A 16,460-nucleotide genomic window follows, 5' to 3' on the forward strand; every position below is an offset into this window, starting at 1 on the left:
AAAGCGTAGACGGTGAACTATATTTACAACCGTGCAGGGATCACAGTTTCATCGATTAAGATCCAGATAGAGCAGAATCATTTTAAAAGATCCGATTTGCCGCGTGGCTCACATTTTCAGCCCGCGTCAACACGAACATATGATCTAAATTTTTATAAGAGTTCAAATATGAGCGATAAACGCATTGCAGAGGAGAGCCGGTTTGCCGGGCTGGCGCTGGCAGAAGAGGAACTGGTCGCTCGTGTGGCGTGGTGTTACTACCACGATGGCCTGACGCAGAACGATATTGGTGAGCGCTTAGGTCTGCCACGCCTCAAGATTTCTCGTTTACTGGAAAAAGGACGCCAGTCGGGCGTGATCCGCGTGCAGATAAATTCTCGCTACGAGGGCTGTCTGGCGCTGGAAACCGAGCTGCAACAGCGCTTTGGGCTGAAGCTGGCGCGCGTCTTACCGGCGCTCAACACGCCGCCGATGAACGTGCGTTTGGGCATCGGTGCGGCGCAGTCTTTGATGGGCGTGCTGGAGCCGGGCCAGCTGCTGGCAGTGGGATTTGGTGAAACCACCATGAGCTGTTTGCAGCACTTAAGCGGCTTTATTAGCTCTCAGCAGGTACGGCTGGTGACGCTCTCGGGCGGCGTTGGCCCCTATATGACCGGGATTGGTCAGTTGGATGCGGCCTGTCGCGTGAGCATGATCCCCGCGCCGCTGCGCGTGTCGTCAGCAGAAGTCGCCGGGATTTTGCGTCGTGAGACCAGCGTGCGGGATGTGATCCTCGCCGCCACCGCCGCCGATGTGGCCGTGGTCGGCATTGGTGCGATAAACCAGCACCATGATGCCACTATCCTGCGCTCCGGCTATATCAGCGAAGGTGAACAGCTGATGTTTGCGCGCAAAGGTGCGGTCGGCGATATCCTCGGCTATTTCCTGAACGCAGCGGGTGAACGCGTTGAGGATCTGGATATTCACCGTGAATTACTGGGCGTCACGCTCGATGAACTGGCGCAATTGCCCACCATCGTTGGCGTGGCCGGAGGGGAAGAAAAAACAGAGGCGATTTATGCCGCACTGAAAGGCCGCCTGATCAACGGCCTGGTGACGGAGGAGACGACAGCCCGCGCGGTGCTGGATTTGGCGAAATAAGCCGCCCGCCCTGTGCCAACTACGAGGCAAGCTCATGAGTTACCTTTTAGCGTTAGATGCAGGGACGGGCAGCGTTCGCGCTGTGATTTTTGATTTACACGGCAGCCAGATTGCCGTCGGCCAGGCGGAATGGAAGCACCTGAGCGTAGAGAATGTCCCCGGCTCGATGGAGTTCGATCTCGACACCAACTGGCGGCTGGCCTGCCAGTGCATTTATCAGGCGCTGGAACGCGCGCGCCTGAGCCCGGCGGATATTCAGTCCGTTGCCTGCTGTTCCATGCGCGAAGGTATCGTTTTATATAATCGTAACGGTGATGCCATCTGGGCCTGCGCCAACGTGGATGCGCGCGCCAGCCGCGAGGTCGCGGAGCTTAAAGAGATCCACGACTTCCGTTTTGAATCCGAAGTGTATGACGTGTCGGGCCAGACGCTAGCCCTGAGCGCCATGCCGCGCCTGCTGTGGCTGGCGCACCATCGCCCGGATATTTATCGCCAGGCCGCCACCATCACCATGATTAGCGACTGGCTGGCGGCGAAGCTTTCCGGCGAGCTGGCTGTCGATCCGTCCAACGCAGGCACCACCGGGATGCTCGATCTGTTCAGCCGCGACTGGCGACCAGCCCTGCTGGATATGGCTGGGCTTCGCGCCGATATTCTCTCTCCGGTAAAAGAAACGGGCACGGTTCTTGGTGCGGTGACGAAGGCGGCTGCGCAACAATGCGGCCTGCGTGAAGGTACGCCGGTCGTCATGGGCGGCGGCGACGTGCAGTTGGGCTGTCTGGGGTTGGGCGTGGTACGCGCGGGCCAAACCGCCGTGCTGGGCGGCACTTTCTGGCAGCAGGTGGTGAATCTGCCGCAGGTGCGTACCGATCCGGAGATGAACATCCGCGTGAATCCGCATGTGATCCCCGGCATGGCGCAGGCAGAGTCGATCAGCTTCTTTACCGGGCTGACGATGCGCTGGTTCCGCGACGCCTTTTGCGCGGAAGAAAAACTGATTGCCGAGCGGATGGGGATGGACGCCTATGCCCTGCTCGAAGAGATGGCCGCGCGGGTTCCCGCAGGCTCTCACGGCGTGATGCCGATATTTTCCGATGCGATGCATTTTAAGCAGTGGTATCACGCCGCGCCGTCGTTTATTAACCTCTCCATCGACCCGGAAAAATGCAACAAAGCCACGCTGTTCCGTGCGCTGGAAGAGAACGCAGCGATTGTCTCGGCCTGTAATCTGACGCAGATTTCGCGTTTTTCCGGCGTGACGTTTGAAGGCCTGGTGTTCGCTGGCGGCGGCGCAAAAGGCGCGCTGTGGAGTCAGATTCTGAGCGACGTCACCGGTCTGCCGGTGCGCGTACCGGAAGTAAAAGAAGCCACCGCGCTGGGCTGCGCGATCGCGGCAGGTACGGGCGCTGGACTGTTCAGCGATATGGCCAGCACAGGAGAACGACTGGTGAAATGGAGCCGGGAGTTTACGCCGAATCTTGAACACCGCGACCTGTACGACGGGATGATGCAAAAATGGCAGGCGGTGTACGCCGACCAGCTCGGTCTGGTGGACAGCGGGCTAACCACGTCGATGTGGCAGGCTCCGGGGCTGGTGCGTGCCATTCGCCCCTCACCCTAACCCTCTCCCCTTTGGGGTGTACGGTCCGGGGACATGGGGAGAGGGTTAGGGTGAGGGGCCCAGACCGCACCCAATCTTTGAATCCCATCACATTCACCACACTCCCCTTTTCCCTTTTCCTCGCGACTGGCTAAATTAATAACTCATCCGACCACATAACAATAATTTTACATTGGAAGAGATTATGAGCTGCTACCCGTCGTTGTTTGCCCCGCTCGATCTAGGGTTCACTACCCTCAAAAACCGTGTATTGATGGGCTCGATGCATACCGGACTGGAAGAACGTCCCGACGGGGCCGAGCGTCTGGCGGCATTTTACGCCGAGCGCGCCCGTCACGGCGTAGCGCTTATCGTCACCGGCGGCGTCGCGCCCGCGCCGTCCGGCGTGACCATGCAGGGCGGTGCGGTGCTTAACGATGTGGCACAGTTACCCCATCACAGAATGGTGACCGACGCGGTACACAAAGAAGGCGGCAAAATCGCGCTGCAAATCCTGCATACCGGGCGCTACAGCTATCAGCCGCATCTGGTGGCACCGTCCGCCATTCAGGCACCGATTAACCGCTTTACACCCCATGCCCTGACCCATGACGAGATCCTGACGCTCATCGACGATTTCGCTCGCTGCGCCGCGCTGGCGCGTGAAGCGGGTTACGACGGCGTCGAGGTGATGGGTTCTGAAGGCTATCTGATTAACGAATTCCTGGCTGCCCGTACCAACCACCGCGACGACGATTGGGGTGGCGATTATGCACGCCGAATGCGCTTCGCCGTTGAAGTGGTACGCGCGGTGCGTGAGCGTGTCGGCATCGATTTTATCATCGTGTTTCGCCTGTCGATGATCGACCTGGTCGAGGGCGGCGGCACTTTTGAAGAGACCGTGCAGCTGGCGCAGACGATTGAATCCGCCGGAGCCACCATCATCAACACCGGCATCGGCTGGCATGAGGCGCGCATTCCGACCATCGCCACCGCCGTGCCGCGCGCGGCGTTTAGCTGGGTGACGCGCAAGCTGAAAGGCAAAGTGTCGATCCCGCTGGTCACTACCAACCGGATTAACGATCCGCAGGTAGCGGAAGATCTACTGGCAAACGGTGATGCCGATATGGTGTCAATGGCGCGCCCGTTCCTGGCTGATGCGGAACTGCTGTCCAAAGCGCAGAGCGGCCGGGCGGATGAGATCAACACCTGCATCGGCTGTAACCAGGCCTGTCTGGATCAGATTTTCGCCGGCAAAGTGACCTCGTGCCTGGTGAATCCGCGTGCCTGCCATGAAACGAAAATGCCCATTGTTCCCGCGATGACAAAGAAACGCCTGGCCGTAGTCGGTGCGGGTCCGGCAGGGTTAGCGTTTGCCGTCAACGCTGCGTCACGCGGCCATTCGGTGACGCTGTTTGACGCCGCAGCCGAGATCGGCGGGCAGTTTACTATCGCCAGGCAGATCCCCGGCAAAGAGGAGTTTTACGAAACGCTGCGCTATTACCGCCGCATGATCGAGCTGACGGGCATAGATCTGCGTCTTAACCAGTTTGTCACCGCCAGCGATCTGGCCGAATTCGATGAAACGATCTTATCCACCGGGATCGCACCGCGCACGCCAGAGATCGAGGGTGTCGATCATCCAAAGGTACTGAGCTATCTCGACGTGCTGCGCGACAAAATGCCGGTGGGCGAGAAGGTGGCGATTATCGGCTGCGGCGGGATCGGCTTTGATACCGCAATGTACTTAAGCCAGCCGGGCGAGGCCACCAGCCAGAATATCGCCGAGTTTTGCGTGGAATGGGGTATCGATACCAGCCTGAATCAGGCGGGCGGACTGCGCCCGGAAGGGCCACAGTTGCCAAAAAGCCCGCGTCAGATTGTGATGCTCCAGCGCAAAGCCAGCAAGCCGGGCGATGGACTGGGCAAAACCACCGGTTGGATCCACCGCGCCACCCTGCTTTCACGCGGTGTGAAGATGATCCCAGCGGTGAGCTATCAGAAGATCGACGATGAAGGATTGCACGTGTTGATCGGCGGAGAACCACAGTTACTGCGCGTGGATAACGTGATTTTGTGTGCCGGGCAGGAACCGCGTCGTGAGCTGGCGGAGCCGCTGTTAAGGGCGGGCAAAACAGTGCATTTGATTGGCGGGTGCGACGTGGCGATGGAGCTGGATGCCCGGCGCGCGATTGCGCAGGGCACCCGTTTAGCGCTGGAAATCTAGCGAGTACGGCCTAGCTTCACGGCTTTAAGCACCACGAATTTGTTGTTGGTGGCGATCGTGGTGCAGTTACCGAAGATCTTCTTCAGCTTGTGGAAGTAATCCAGGTGACGGTTCGCCACGATGTACAGCTCGCCGTTGATTTTCAGGCAGCGTCTGGCGTGGTGGAACATCTCCCACGCGACGTTATCCGTCAGCGCATGCTGCTGGTGGAACGGTGGGTTACACAGCACGGCGTTAAAGCGGAACGGCTCTACACCTGACAGCGCGTTATTGATCATAAACTCGCAGCGATCCAACGCTTCTGGCATGTTGGTTTCAACGTTCAGACGGCTGGAGGCAACGGCCATTGGCGATTCATCGGTAAAGAGGACGCTCGCCTCCGGGTTTTTCTCAAGCAGCGTCAGGCCGACCACGCCGTTACCGCAGCCGAGATCGACAATTTCGCCTTCCAGGTTAGAAGGCAGATTTTCAAGGAAGAAGCGCGCGCCAATGTCCAGCCCGGTGCGGGAGAAGACGTTCGCGTGGTTGTGGATCGTCCAGTCGGTGCCTTCCAGCTTCCAGCTTAACATCTGCTGTGCATCAACCAGCGCAGGCTCGCTGAAGGTACAGTTGATCAGACGTGCCTTTTTCCAGGCAAGCGTAGTGGTGGTGGTACCGAGAATTTTTTCGAACAGCTCCAGCGTGGAGTTGTGAATATCACGCGCCTTTGCGCCTGCGATAATGCGCGTTTGCGGCGTCACGACCAGACGCAGTGCGCGCAGCTGCTGTTCCAGCAGGGCCAGCGTTTTAGGGATTTTAATCAGCACTACGCCCGGCGCCTGCGGGTATTCCGCAGTACTGTCTAAGAACTTGACGCTGGATTCAGCAATCTCGTTATGGCGCAGGTTCTCGCGGGTGGCGAGTTCACTGAGATAAGAATCGCCGATGCTGTAAGGTGTATGCTCGGCTAACGCACAGGCCAGCGCGCCGAAAACATCATTCAGGACCAGAACCGGGCCGCTGATTTCGGTGTCATCCAACTGTTGCAGCAAATATTCATCCGCCGCTTCCCACGCCTGCAGCGGGTTAACGTCGTCCGTTTCCGGGAAACGTTTAAGGTTGAGTGAACGGAAACCGTTGTCTAAGTGGCTCATCGGCCCTCCTGAATGGTAAAATTTGGCGTATCCCTGAAAAGGGTGCGTGAGTATACCCGTTTTCATCTTCATTTGGGGCTTTGATGAACCAACTAACTTATCTCCAGGGCTATCCGGAGAATTTACTGACTCAGGTTCGCACGTTAATCACCGAGCAAAAGCTGGGAACAGTGCTGGAAAAACGCTATCCAGGCACCCACGATTTCGCGACCGATAAGGCCCTTTGGCAGTATACGCAGGATATGAAAAACCGATATCTGAAGAGCGGCCCGCCAATCAATAAAGTGATGTATGACAACAAGATCCACGTGTTGAAAAACGCGCTAGGTTTACACACCGCCATTTCGCGCGTGCAGGGCGGCAAGCTGAAGGCCAAAGCAGAGATCCGCGTGGCGACCGTTTTTCGCAACGCACCGGAAGCATTTTTGCGCATGATTGTGGTGCATGAGCTGGCGCATCTGAAAGAGAAAGAACACGACAAGGCGTTCTATTCTTTATGCTGTCATATGGAGCCACAGTATCACCAGCTGGAGTTTGATACGCGGTTGTGGCTAACGCATTTATCGTTAAAAGGTAATGCGGAATAGCGCACTGGTTTTGCAAAAAACACGTGCTACAGTGACAAAAGGTTCCCCGCTACGGAGTACGTAAACGTTTATGATACGTTTCGCAGTTATTGGTACAAACTGGATAACACGCCAGTTCGTCGACGCCGCCCATGAAACCGGCAAATATAAGCTCACCGCAGTTTATTCTCGCAGCCTTGAACAGGCGCAGACTTTCGCGAACGATTATCTCGTCGAGCATCTGTTTACCTCGCTTGATGAGATGGCTCAAAGCGATGCGATTGACGCGGTCTATATTGCCAGCCCCAATTCACTGCATTCTCAGCAAACCTTGCTGTTCCTCGCACATAAAAAACATGTGATTTGCGAGAAACCGCTGGCATCAAATATTCAGGAAGTCGAAGCCGCCATTGCGCTGGCGCGCGAAAATCAGGTGGTGTTGTTCGAGGCCTTCAAAACCGCCAGCCTGCCTAACTTCCTGCTGTTGCAGCAGTCGTTGCCAAAACTCGGCAAGGTGCGTAAAGCCTTTATTAACTACTGCCAATATTCTTCGCGCTACCAGCGCTATCTGGACGGCGAAAATCCCAATACCTTTAATCCGGCCTTCTCTAACGGGTCGATTATGGATATCGGTTTTTACTGCCTGGCGTCCGCTGTGGCGCTGTGGGGTGAGCCGCACGGCGTGAGTGCAACGGCCAGCCTGCTGGACAGTGGCGTAGACGCGCACGGTGTCGTGGTACTGGATTACGGTGATTTCAGCGTCACGCTACAACACTCCAAAGTCAGCGATTCGGTGTTACCGAGCGAGATTCAGGGCGAAGCTGGTTCAATGGTTATCGAGAAAATCTCTGAATGCCAGAAGGTCAGCTTTGTACCACGCGGCGGTAAGCCACAGGAGCTGACGCAGCCTCAGCATATTAACACTATGCTCTATGAGGCAGAGGTCTTCGCGCGTCTGGTAGAGAACAATGAAGTGAATCACCCTGGGCTTGCCGTGAGTCGCACCACGGCCAAACTGCAAACGGAAATCCGTCGCCAGACTGGCGTAGTCTTCCCGGCAGATGGCGTGAGCGCGGAAGCAATCGCGTAAAGCTGTGTAATAGGATCCTGTCAGGCATTGACGAAACTCATGATCTGACATATTTTGTTACCTGCAAAGGGGAGTAACTTCATTGCCGGTGGGTCGTCATTACGATGCGTGTTATACCGCATCCGGTCGCCGGGCAACGAAAGAGAGTCACGCTATCGTGTTCTTTTTAGTTGTAAGTGAGACCTTGCCGGAAGGCGAGGTCCCTGCATAAAAAACGCAACGGCTATCGTCTTCTGACGTTAGCCGTTTTGTTTTTTACGCGTAAGGAAAAAAATATGCACTCTGTCGGCACTCCAATGTTATGGGGCGGATTCGCAGTGGTCGTGGTCATCATGCTGGCGATCGACCTCTTTTTGCAGGGCCGTCGCGGCGCACATGGCATGACCATGAAACAGGCCGCCGCCTGGTCACTGGTGTGGATCACCCTCTCTCTGCTGTTCTGTGCCGCCTTCTGGTGGTATCTGGCCTCAACCGAAGGCCGCGCGGTGGCCGATCCTCAGGCGCTGGCGTTCCTCACCGGCTATCTGATTGAAAAAGCCCTCGCCGTCGATAACGTCTTCGTCTGGTTAATGCTGTTCAGCTACTTTGCCGTTCCTGCTGCCCTGCAGCGTCGCGTGCTGGTCTACGGCGTGCTGGGTGCGATTATCCTGCGTACCATCATGATCTTTGCCGGCAGTTGGCTGATTACCCAGTTCGAATGGCTGCTGTACGTATTCGGCGCGTTCCTGCTGTTCACTGGTATCAAGATGGCGCTGGCGAAAGAGGACGAAACCGGTATTGGCGAGAAGCCATTGGTGAAGTGGATCCGCGGCCATCTGCGCATGACCGACACTATCGATAACGAGCATTTCTTCGTACGCAAAAACGGCCTGCTGTTTGCCACGCCGCTGCTGCTGGTGCTGATTCTGGTCGAACTGAGCGACGTGATTTTTGCGGTCGACAGTATTCCGGCGATTTTCGCGGTGACCACCGATCCGTTTATCGTGCTGACCTCTAACCTGTTTGCGATCCTCGGCCTGCGTGCGATGTACTTCCTGCTGGCTGGCGTGGCGGAGCGCTTCACGATGCTGAAATACGGTCTTTCGGTGATTCTGGTGTTTATCGGTATCAAGATGTTGATCGTCGATTTCTACCACATTCCGATCGCCATTTCGTTGGGTATCGTGTTTGGTATTCTGGCGCTGACGCTGGTGATTAACGCATGGGTTAACCATCGTAACGACAAGAAACAGCAGATTCAGTAAGTTTGCTTTTGCCCGGCGGCGCTTCGCTTGCCGGGCTTTTAAAGCATGCCAACCGGCAAATATGTAAACTAACAGTTAAATAATATGATGCAACTCGTAAAATCCAGCATTTTACGCTTCCCCCTCCGCCCGCATTCCTTATACTCATTCAGGCAAACATTTACTTACATCCGGACATAAATGTGACATCGAGCACATCCAGGATGGAACACAATTTCACTTAAGGAATCACTATGACCGTGCAATCTTCGGGTCTGTTCAAGCGCCTGGCGCAAGGCAGCCTCGTGAAGCAAATCCTGATCGGCCTGGTACTGGGCATCCTGCTGGCGCTGGTATCCAAACCTGCCGCCATCGCCACCGGCCTGCTCGGCACGTTATTTGTTGGCGCGCTGAAAGCGGTGGCACCGATACTGGTGTTAACGCTGGTAATGGCTTCCATTGCCAACCACCAGCACGGACAAAAAACCAATATCCGCCCTATTCTGTGGATGTATTTGTTGGGCACATTCTCTGCGGCGCTGACCGCAGTAGTGGTCAGCTTTATCTTCCCTTCCACGCTGCAACTGGCGACGGGCGCGACCGATATTACGCCACCCGCAGGCATTGTTGAGGTGATGCATAGTCTGTTGATGAGCGTTGTTGCCAACCCGATTCACGCGCTGATCAATGCCAACTACATTGGCATTCTGGTGTGGGCCGTGGGCCTGGGCTTTGCCCTGCGTCACAGTAATCAGACCACTAAAAATCTGATCAATGACCTTTCCGACGCGGTGACGTTTATCGTGAAGCTGGTGATTCGCTTTGCGCCAATTGGTATTTTTGGCCTGGTCTCTTCCACGCTCGCCACCACCGGTTTCTCCGCGCTGTGGGGCTATGCCCAGCTGCTGCTGGTGTTGGTTGGCTGTATGGCGGTGGTGGCGCTGGTGATTAACCCGCTGCTGGTGTTCCTGCAAACTCGCCGCAATCCGTATCCACTGGTGATGTTGTGCCTGCGCGAAAGCGGCGTGACGGCGTTCTTCACCCGCAGTTCGGCGGCAAATATCCCGGTGAACATGGCGCTGTGCGAGAAGCTTAACCTGGACCGCGATACCTACTCCGTATCCATTCCTTTGGGCGCAACGGTGAACATGGCGGGCGCAGCAATCACCATTACGGTGTTGACGCTGGCGGCAGTGAACACGCTGGGTATTCCAGTGGATATTCCGACTGCGCTGCTGCTGAGCGTAGTGGCGGCCTTGTGCGCCTGCGGTGCATCCGGCGTGGCCGGCGGCTCGCTGCTGTTGATCCCGCTGGCTTGTAATATGTTCGGCATCCCGAACGAAATCGCCATGCAGGTCGTGGCCGTAGGCTTCATCATCGGCGTATTGCAGGACTCCTGCGAAACCGCCATTAACTCGTCGACCGACGTGATGTTTACCGCCGCGGTGTGCCAGGCGGAAGATGCGCGTTTAGCGAAGAATGCTTTGCGCGGCTAGTCCTGACAGTCCCATTTTGCGACTGAAATCACTTTACCTAGTCCCACTACGGGGGTAGGGGTTTGATTTCAGCGTTAATAACCATAAAAAAACGGCGTTCCATAGGGAAACGCCGTTTTTTTTAAACATAACGACTTACAGCGTCACGCCACTCTTAAAGATTGCCAGCTCACGGAAGTCGTTCTTCTCGTTACAGGTCTGCTTGCCGTTGGCAAACTCTACGATCGTTTCAACAAACTCATTCAGCAGCTGCGGCATGGCCTTACCGTGAATAAGCTGGCCTGCATCAAAATCGATCCAGTGCTTTTTCTTCGCCGCCAGTTCGCTGTTGGTGGCAATTTTGACCGTCGGTACAAAGCCACCGTAAGGCGTTCCGCGACCGGTGCTGAACAGCACCATATGACAGCCCGCGCCCGCCAGCGCACTGGTGGCTACGGCGTCATTCCCCGGTGCGCTTAACAGGTTTAGTCCGTGGGTTTTCAAACGTTCGCCGTAGCGCAGCACGTCGACCACCTGGCTTGCGCCCGCTTTTTGCGTGCAGCCGAGGGATTTTTCTTCAAGCGTGGTGATCCCACCCGCTTTGTTACCCGGCGATGGGTTCTCGTAAATCGGCTGATTGTGCGCGATGAAATACTGTTTGAAGTCGTTCACCATGGTGACGGTTTTTTCAAACGTCTCTTCGTCACGGCAGTGGCTCATCAGGATGCGTTCTGCGCCGAACATCTCCGGAACCTCGGTCAATACCGTGGTGCCGCCGTTCGCAATCATGTAGTCCGAGAAGCGTCCCAGCATAGGGTTTGCGGTAATGCCAGACAGGCCATCGGACCCGCCGCACTCCAGGCCAAACTTCAGCTCGCTGAGCTTGCCCGGCTCACGTTTGTCGTGGCGCATCACGTCATACAGCTGATGCAATTGCTCCAGACCGGCTTCCACTTCATCGTCCTGATGCTGACACACCATGAAGTGGACGCGATCGGGATCGAAATCGCCCAGCGTTTCGCGGAAGGCATCAACCTGGTTGTTCTCGCAGCCCAGACCAATCACCAACACCGCGCCCGCGTTCGGGTGGCGCACCATATTTTGCAGCATGGTACGGGTATTAATGTGGTCGTCGCCTAACTGCGAGCAACCATAGGTGTGACTAAACAGGAACACGCCGTCGGTACCTTCGGCATCATTCGTCTCTTTCAGAAAACGCGTCTGAATCTGACGGGCGATCCCGTTCACGCAACCAACGGTTGGCAGGATCCACAGTTCGTTACGGATCCCAACTTCACCGCTGGCACGGCGGTAGATCTGCACGTCACGATCTTCCGCTTGCTCAACTTCTGCCTGAAAGTCAGGTTGATAGCTGTACTCGTCCAGATCGCTGAGATTGGTGCGGGTATTGTGGGAGTGAATGTATTCACCCGGGGCAATATCCGCCAGCGCGTGGCCAATGGGCAAACCGTACTTCACCACGTTCTCCCCTTTGGTGATGGGGATCAGCGCAAACTTGTGCCCACGCCCAACGGCCTGACGTAACGTAACCGACTGAGTATCGAAGGTCACTTCTGTACCTTCATCCAAATCTGCCAGCGCTACGGCAACGTTATCCAGCGAATGGATCTTGATGTATTGCATATCAACCTCAAACGGCCTTAGTTCAGTTCAATGGCGAAGTAGTCGCGCGCATTGTTAAAGCAGATGTTTTTGACCATATCGCCCAGCAGTTGAATGTCTGCTGGCGCTTCACCCGCAGCGACCCAACGGCCAATCATCTGGCACAAAATGCGGCGGAAATATTCATGGCGGGTATAAGACAAGAAGCTACGGCTGTCGGTCAGCATGCCCACAAAGCGACTTAACAGGCCCAGCTGTGCCAGCTGCGTCATCTGACGTTCCATACCGTCTTTCTGATCGTTAAACCACCAGCCGGAACCGAACTGCATTTTGCCCGGCATCCCTTCGCCCTGGAAGTTCCCGATCATAGTGCCCAGCACTTCGTTGTCGCGCGGGTTCAGACAGTAGAGGATGGTTTTTGGCAGCAGGTTTTGCTCGTTCTGTTTGCTCAGCAGTTTTGACAGCTCTTCCGCCAGTGGACGGTCGTTGATGGAGTCAAAGCCGACATCAGCGCCCAGCAGCTTGAACTGACGCTGGTTGTTATTACGCAGCGCGCCAATGTGGTACTGCTGTACCCATTCGCGACGGGCGTATTCCGCACCGAGGAACACCAGCACGGCGGTTTTGAACTGCGCGACTTCATGCTCGTTTAATGCTTCACCAGACAGGCGACGCGCCAGAATGCTGTCCAGTTCCGCTTCGTTTGACTCAGCAAACAGCACGACGTCCAGCGCATGGTCAGACACTTTACAGCCATGAGCGGCAAAGTGATCCAGACGTTTGGTCAGCGCAGATTGCAGATCGCTGAAACGACGAATATCGGTATCAGAGACCTCGGCCAGCTTCGCCATATAGTCATTGAAAGTTGCCTGTTCGATATTGAACGCTTTATCCGGACGCCAGCTCGGCAGCACTTTGACGTCAAAAGAGGTGTCTTTCGCGACAACCGCGTGGTGCTCCAGAGAGTCAATCGGGTCATCGGTGGTGCCAACCATTTTGACGTTCATCTGCTTCATGATGCCACGCGCGGAGAACTGATCCTGCGCCAACAGATCGTTACACTGGTTCCAGATTTCATCTGCGGTGGACGGAGACAGCAGCTTGCCGGTGATGCCAAACGGACGGCGCAGCTCCAGATGCGTCCAGTGATACAGCGGGTTACCGATGGTGTGCGGAACCGTCGCTGCCCACGCGTCAAACTTCTCACGATCGGTTGCATCGCCGGTACACAGGCGCTCGGCCACGCCGTTGGTGCGCATCGCGCGCCATTTGTAGTGGTCACCTTTCAGCCAGATGTCATACAGGTTTTTGAAACGGTAATTTTCGGCAACCTGCTGCGGCGGTAAATGGCAGTGGTAGTCGAAAATTGGCTGGTCTTTTGCATAGTCGTGGTACAGACGGCGGGCAAATTCGGTATCTAATAGAAAATCGTCGGTCATAAACGGCGTCATTATCGTCTTCCTCTATAACGAGAGCGTCAGAAAGCTAAAGCTTATGTTCAGATGCTGCAAAGTTATCACACCAATTTCCAGCGGCCGAAGTTTTTTTCGTGAGTTAGATCAATAAACGTCGACAAATAAATTACCCTCAAAGGAGTAAACCCTTCCCCAACCCGCGCCACCTCTGGCTCCGCGTAACGTTAATAATGCCCACACAAAGATTCACACTTTTGTGATGTCACTCACCTTTTAAAGTTGTATGACAAGTTATCTTTTCGCCGTCGCAACATATAAGCCGACGGAATGCGTTACCGGTGTTTAAACATCGGAATTAGCGGTACGGATACCGACTTATGCACGATTACTTATGGCAAGGTTCGGGCCGTTCCGGGATTGACTTCCCGTTACGCCCTCCCGTTACAAGACAGCTCCCGGAAACGGTCGAGATGTTACCGTGCTCCGGCGCGGCAATAATATAACGATGAGGTTTTACATGCGTAAAATTAAAGGGTTACGTTGGTACATGATTGCACTGGTGACGCTCGGCACCGTGCTGGGTTACCTGACGCGTAACACCATAGCCGCGGCTGCGCCAACGCTAATGGAAGAGCTGCATATCTCCACACAGCAATACTCATACATTATCGCGGCCTACTCCGCGGCTTATACCATCATGCAGCCCGTTGCGGGCTACCTTCTGGACGTGCTGGGCACCAAAGTGGGCTACGCCGTCTTCGCAGTGACCTGGGCAATTTTCTGTGGTGCCACCGCGCTTGCAGGAAGCTGGGGTGGACTGGCACTGGCGCGTGGTGCGGTCGGTGCGGCAGAAGCCGCAATGATCCCTGCGGGTCTGAAAGCCAGCTCCGAGTGGTTCCCGGCGAAAGAGCGCTCTATCGCGGTCGGCTACTTCAACGTCGGTTCGTCTATTGGTGCGATGATTGCTCCACCGCTGGTGGTGTGGGCTATCGTGATGCACAGCTGGCAGCTGGCGTTTATTATCTCCGGCGTGCTGAGCTTTGCCTGGGCTATGGCCTGGCTGATTTTCTACAAACACCCGCGCGATCAGAAGAAATTGTCTGATGAAGAACGCGATTACATCATTAGCGGTCAGGAATCTCAGCATCAGACCAACAATGGCAAGAAAATGACGGTCTGGCAGATTCTGGGCACCCGTCAGTTCTGGGGCATCGCGCTGCCACGTTTCCTGGCAGAACCGGCCTGGGGGACATTCAACGCCTGGATCCCGCTGTTCATGTTTAAAGTCTACGGCTTTAACCTGAAAGAGATCGCGATGTTCGCCTGGATGCCAATGCTGTTTGCTGACCTGGGTTGTATCGTCGGCGGCTACCTGCCACCGCTGTTCCAGCGCTGGTTTGGCGTGAACCTGATTGTCTCGCGTAAATTAGTGGTCACCATGGGTGCAGTGCTGATGATTGGCCCAGGCATGATCGGTCTGTTCACCAGCCCATACATCGCGATTGGCCTGCTGTGTATTGGTGGTTTTGCTCACCAGTCCCTGTCCGGTGCGCTGATTACGCTCTCCTCCGACGTATTTGGTCGTAACGAAGTGGCGACGGCAAACGGTCTGACCGGAATGGCCGCCTGGACCGCCAGCACCATGTTCGCGCTGGTCGTCGGTGCGCTGGCTGATACCATTGGCTTTAGCCCACTGTTCGCCGTACTGGCTATCTTCGACTTGATGGGGGCAGTGGTCATCTGGACGGTGCTGAAAAGCAAGTCAGCGGAAGAGCTCGAACGGGAGTCGCTCGGCAGGCCTGCGACACAAAGTTAGCGCTTTTACCGTACTCGAAGGAAGCCGCCGCAGGGCGGCTTTTTTCATGGGGAAATCTGGAGACTGGCGCACAAAAGTGGTATAACAAATAATCCGCCGTACCCTGCCTGGAGCGCATATGGAAATCACTGAACCCCGTCGTCTTTATCAGCAACTTGCTGCCGAGCTGAAAGATCGCATCGAGCAAGGCGTCTATCTTGTCGGTGACAAACTGCCGGCCGAGCGCTTTATTGCTGATGAGAAGAGCGTAAGCCGCACCGTGGTTCGTGAAGCGATTATCATGCTCGAAGTCGAAGGCTATGTTGAAGTGCGCAAAGGTTCCGGCATCCATGTGATTTCCAATATTCCAAAACATTCTCCGGTCCCGGATGAGAATCTGGAGTTTGCCAGCTACGGCCCCTTCGAACTGCTCCAGGCGCGTCAGTTAATCGAAAGTAATATTGCGGAATTTGCGGCGACTCAGGTGACCAAGCAGGACATCATGAAGCTGATGGAAATCCAGGATAATGCGCGCAAGGAAAAATGCTTCCGCGATTCAGAATGGGATTTACAGTTTCACGTTCAGGTTGCACTGGCGACGCAAAATACGGCGCTGGCGGCAATCGTTGAAAAAATGTGGACTCAGCGCGTTCACAACCCGTACTGGAAGAAATTGCACGATCATATCGATTTGCGCACCGTAGATAACTGGTGTGACGACCATGACCAGATTCTTAAAGCGCTGATTCGTAAAGATCCGCACGCCGCGAAACTGGCGATGTGGCAGCACCTTGAGAACACCAAGCTGATGCTGTTCAATGAAACGAGCGACGACTTCGAATTCAACGCGGACCGCTATCTTTTTGCCGATAATCCGGTTGTTCATCTCGATACCGCCTCCAGTCAGGCAAAATAGTTCCCCTTTACGCTGCCGGGCGCACCGATGCGCCCTTTACTGTATGTGGGTAAGCAAACATATATAGTGTCAGCCTGTGTAAAAAACCTCGCGTCCCTTCCGTTTGTTAAGCCAAAATCATTTACCCGGCAGAATGCAAATTGTCTGACGCAGAACGTTGGGCTTTGTTACAATTGGATGCAAAATGCATTTTCTTTAGTTAGTGCTTGCTTACCTAGCCATTTAACACGGAACAGTTCTGGCCACCACAATGTGTC

Annotated in this window: 12 protein-coding genes; 9 read left to right on the forward strand and 3 right to left on the reverse strand. The window is 55.4% G+C overall.

Annotated features, from left to right (window positions below):
* The first annotated feature begins 168 nt into the window (after positions 1 to 168).
* From lsrR to AC6EMZ_RS11580, 3 genes are all read left to right on the forward strand, one after another.
* The gene (gene lsrR, locus AC6EMZ_RS11570; protein WP_498402632.1) at positions 169 to 1,140 is read left to right on the forward strand and encodes a transcriptional regulator LsrR; all 972 of its coding nucleotides are present in this window, start codon (positions 169 to 171) and stop codon (positions 1,138 to 1,140) included.
* Positions 1,141 to 1,174: 34 nt separating this feature from the next.
* Positions 1,175 to 2,761, forward strand: a complete 1,587-nt coding sequence (lsrK, locus tag AC6EMZ_RS11575; protein WP_498402633.1) for an autoinducer-2 kinase — start codon at positions 1,175 to 1,177, stop codon at positions 2,759 to 2,761.
* A 184-nt stretch (positions 2,762 to 2,945) separates the two neighbouring features.
* A complete protein-coding gene (locus AC6EMZ_RS11580; protein WP_498402634.1) occupies positions 2,946 to 4,967 on the forward strand; it encodes an oxidoreductase in 2,022 nt (673 codons plus the stop codon).
* Here AC6EMZ_RS11580 and rlmG read toward each other — a convergent pair.
* The gene (rlmG, locus tag AC6EMZ_RS11585) at positions 4,964 to 6,100 is read right to left on the reverse strand and encodes a 23S rRNA (guanine(1835)-N(2))-methyltransferase RlmG (RefSeq protein WP_498402635.1); all 1,137 of its coding nucleotides are present in this window, start codon (positions 6,098 to 6,100) and stop codon (positions 4,964 to 4,966) included. The genes AC6EMZ_RS11580 and rlmG overlap by 4 nt on opposite strands.
* An 83-nt stretch (positions 6,101 to 6,183) precedes the next feature.
* Between rlmG and AC6EMZ_RS11590 the strand changes: the two genes are divergently transcribed.
* The 4 genes from AC6EMZ_RS11590 to sstT all read left to right on the forward strand — a co-directional run bounded on the left by AC6EMZ_RS11590 (position 6,184) and on the right by sstT (position 10,475).
* A complete protein-coding gene (locus tag AC6EMZ_RS11590) occupies positions 6,184 to 6,687 on the forward strand; it encodes a M48 metallopeptidase family protein (RefSeq protein ID WP_498402636.1) in 504 nt (167 codons plus the stop codon).
* A gap of 70 nt (positions 6,688 to 6,757) precedes the next feature.
* Positions 6,758 to 7,756, forward strand: coding sequence for a Gfo/Idh/MocA family protein (locus tag AC6EMZ_RS11595; RefSeq protein ID WP_498402638.1), 999 nt, complete (start codon positions 6,758 to 6,760; stop codon positions 7,754 to 7,756).
* A gap of 275 nt (positions 7,757 to 8,031) precedes the next feature.
* Positions 8,032 to 9,000 (forward strand): TerC family protein, encoded by a 969-nt coding sequence (locus AC6EMZ_RS11600; protein WP_498402640.1) that lies wholly within the window; start codon positions 8,032 to 8,034, stop codon positions 8,998 to 9,000.
* Positions 9,001 to 9,233: 233 nt separating this feature from the next.
* On the forward strand, positions 9,234 to 10,475 hold the full coding sequence (gene sstT / locus AC6EMZ_RS11605) for a serine/threonine transporter SstT (protein WP_498402641.1): 1,242 nt from the start codon (positions 9,234 to 9,236) through the stop codon (positions 10,473 to 10,475).
* Between the two features lie 135 nt (positions 10,476 to 10,610).
* On the opposite strand, the gene AC6EMZ_RS11610 is transcribed toward sstT, so the two are convergent.
* Both AC6EMZ_RS11610 and uxaC read right to left on the reverse strand, forming a co-directional pair.
* Positions 10,611 to 12,098: a UxaA family hydrolase gene (locus tag AC6EMZ_RS11610; protein ID WP_498402642.1), complete on the reverse strand. Its 1,488-nt coding sequence runs from the start codon at positions 12,096 to 12,098 to the stop codon at positions 10,611 to 10,613.
* Positions 12,099 to 12,115: 17 nt separating this feature from the next.
* Positions 12,116 to 13,528, reverse strand: a complete 1,413-nt coding sequence (gene uxaC, locus AC6EMZ_RS11615) for a glucuronate isomerase (protein WP_498402644.1) — start codon at positions 13,526 to 13,528, stop codon at positions 12,116 to 12,118.
* 481 nt (positions 13,529 to 14,009) lie between these two features.
* Between uxaC and AC6EMZ_RS11620 the strand changes: the two genes are divergently transcribed.
* Together AC6EMZ_RS11620 and exuR are read left to right on the forward strand one after the other, a co-directional pair.
* Positions 14,010 to 15,308, forward strand: coding sequence for an MFS transporter (locus AC6EMZ_RS11620; RefSeq protein WP_498402645.1), 1,299 nt, complete (start codon positions 14,010 to 14,012; stop codon positions 15,306 to 15,308).
* A gap of 118 nt (positions 15,309 to 15,426) precedes the next feature.
* Positions 15,427 to 16,203, forward strand: a complete 777-nt coding sequence (gene exuR, locus AC6EMZ_RS11625; protein WP_498402646.1) for a transcriptional regulator ExuR — start codon at positions 15,427 to 15,429, stop codon at positions 16,201 to 16,203.
* Positions 16,204 to 16,460: the final 257 nt, after the last annotated feature.

The organism is Enterobacter sp. SCRI0065, from assembly GCF_059766475.1.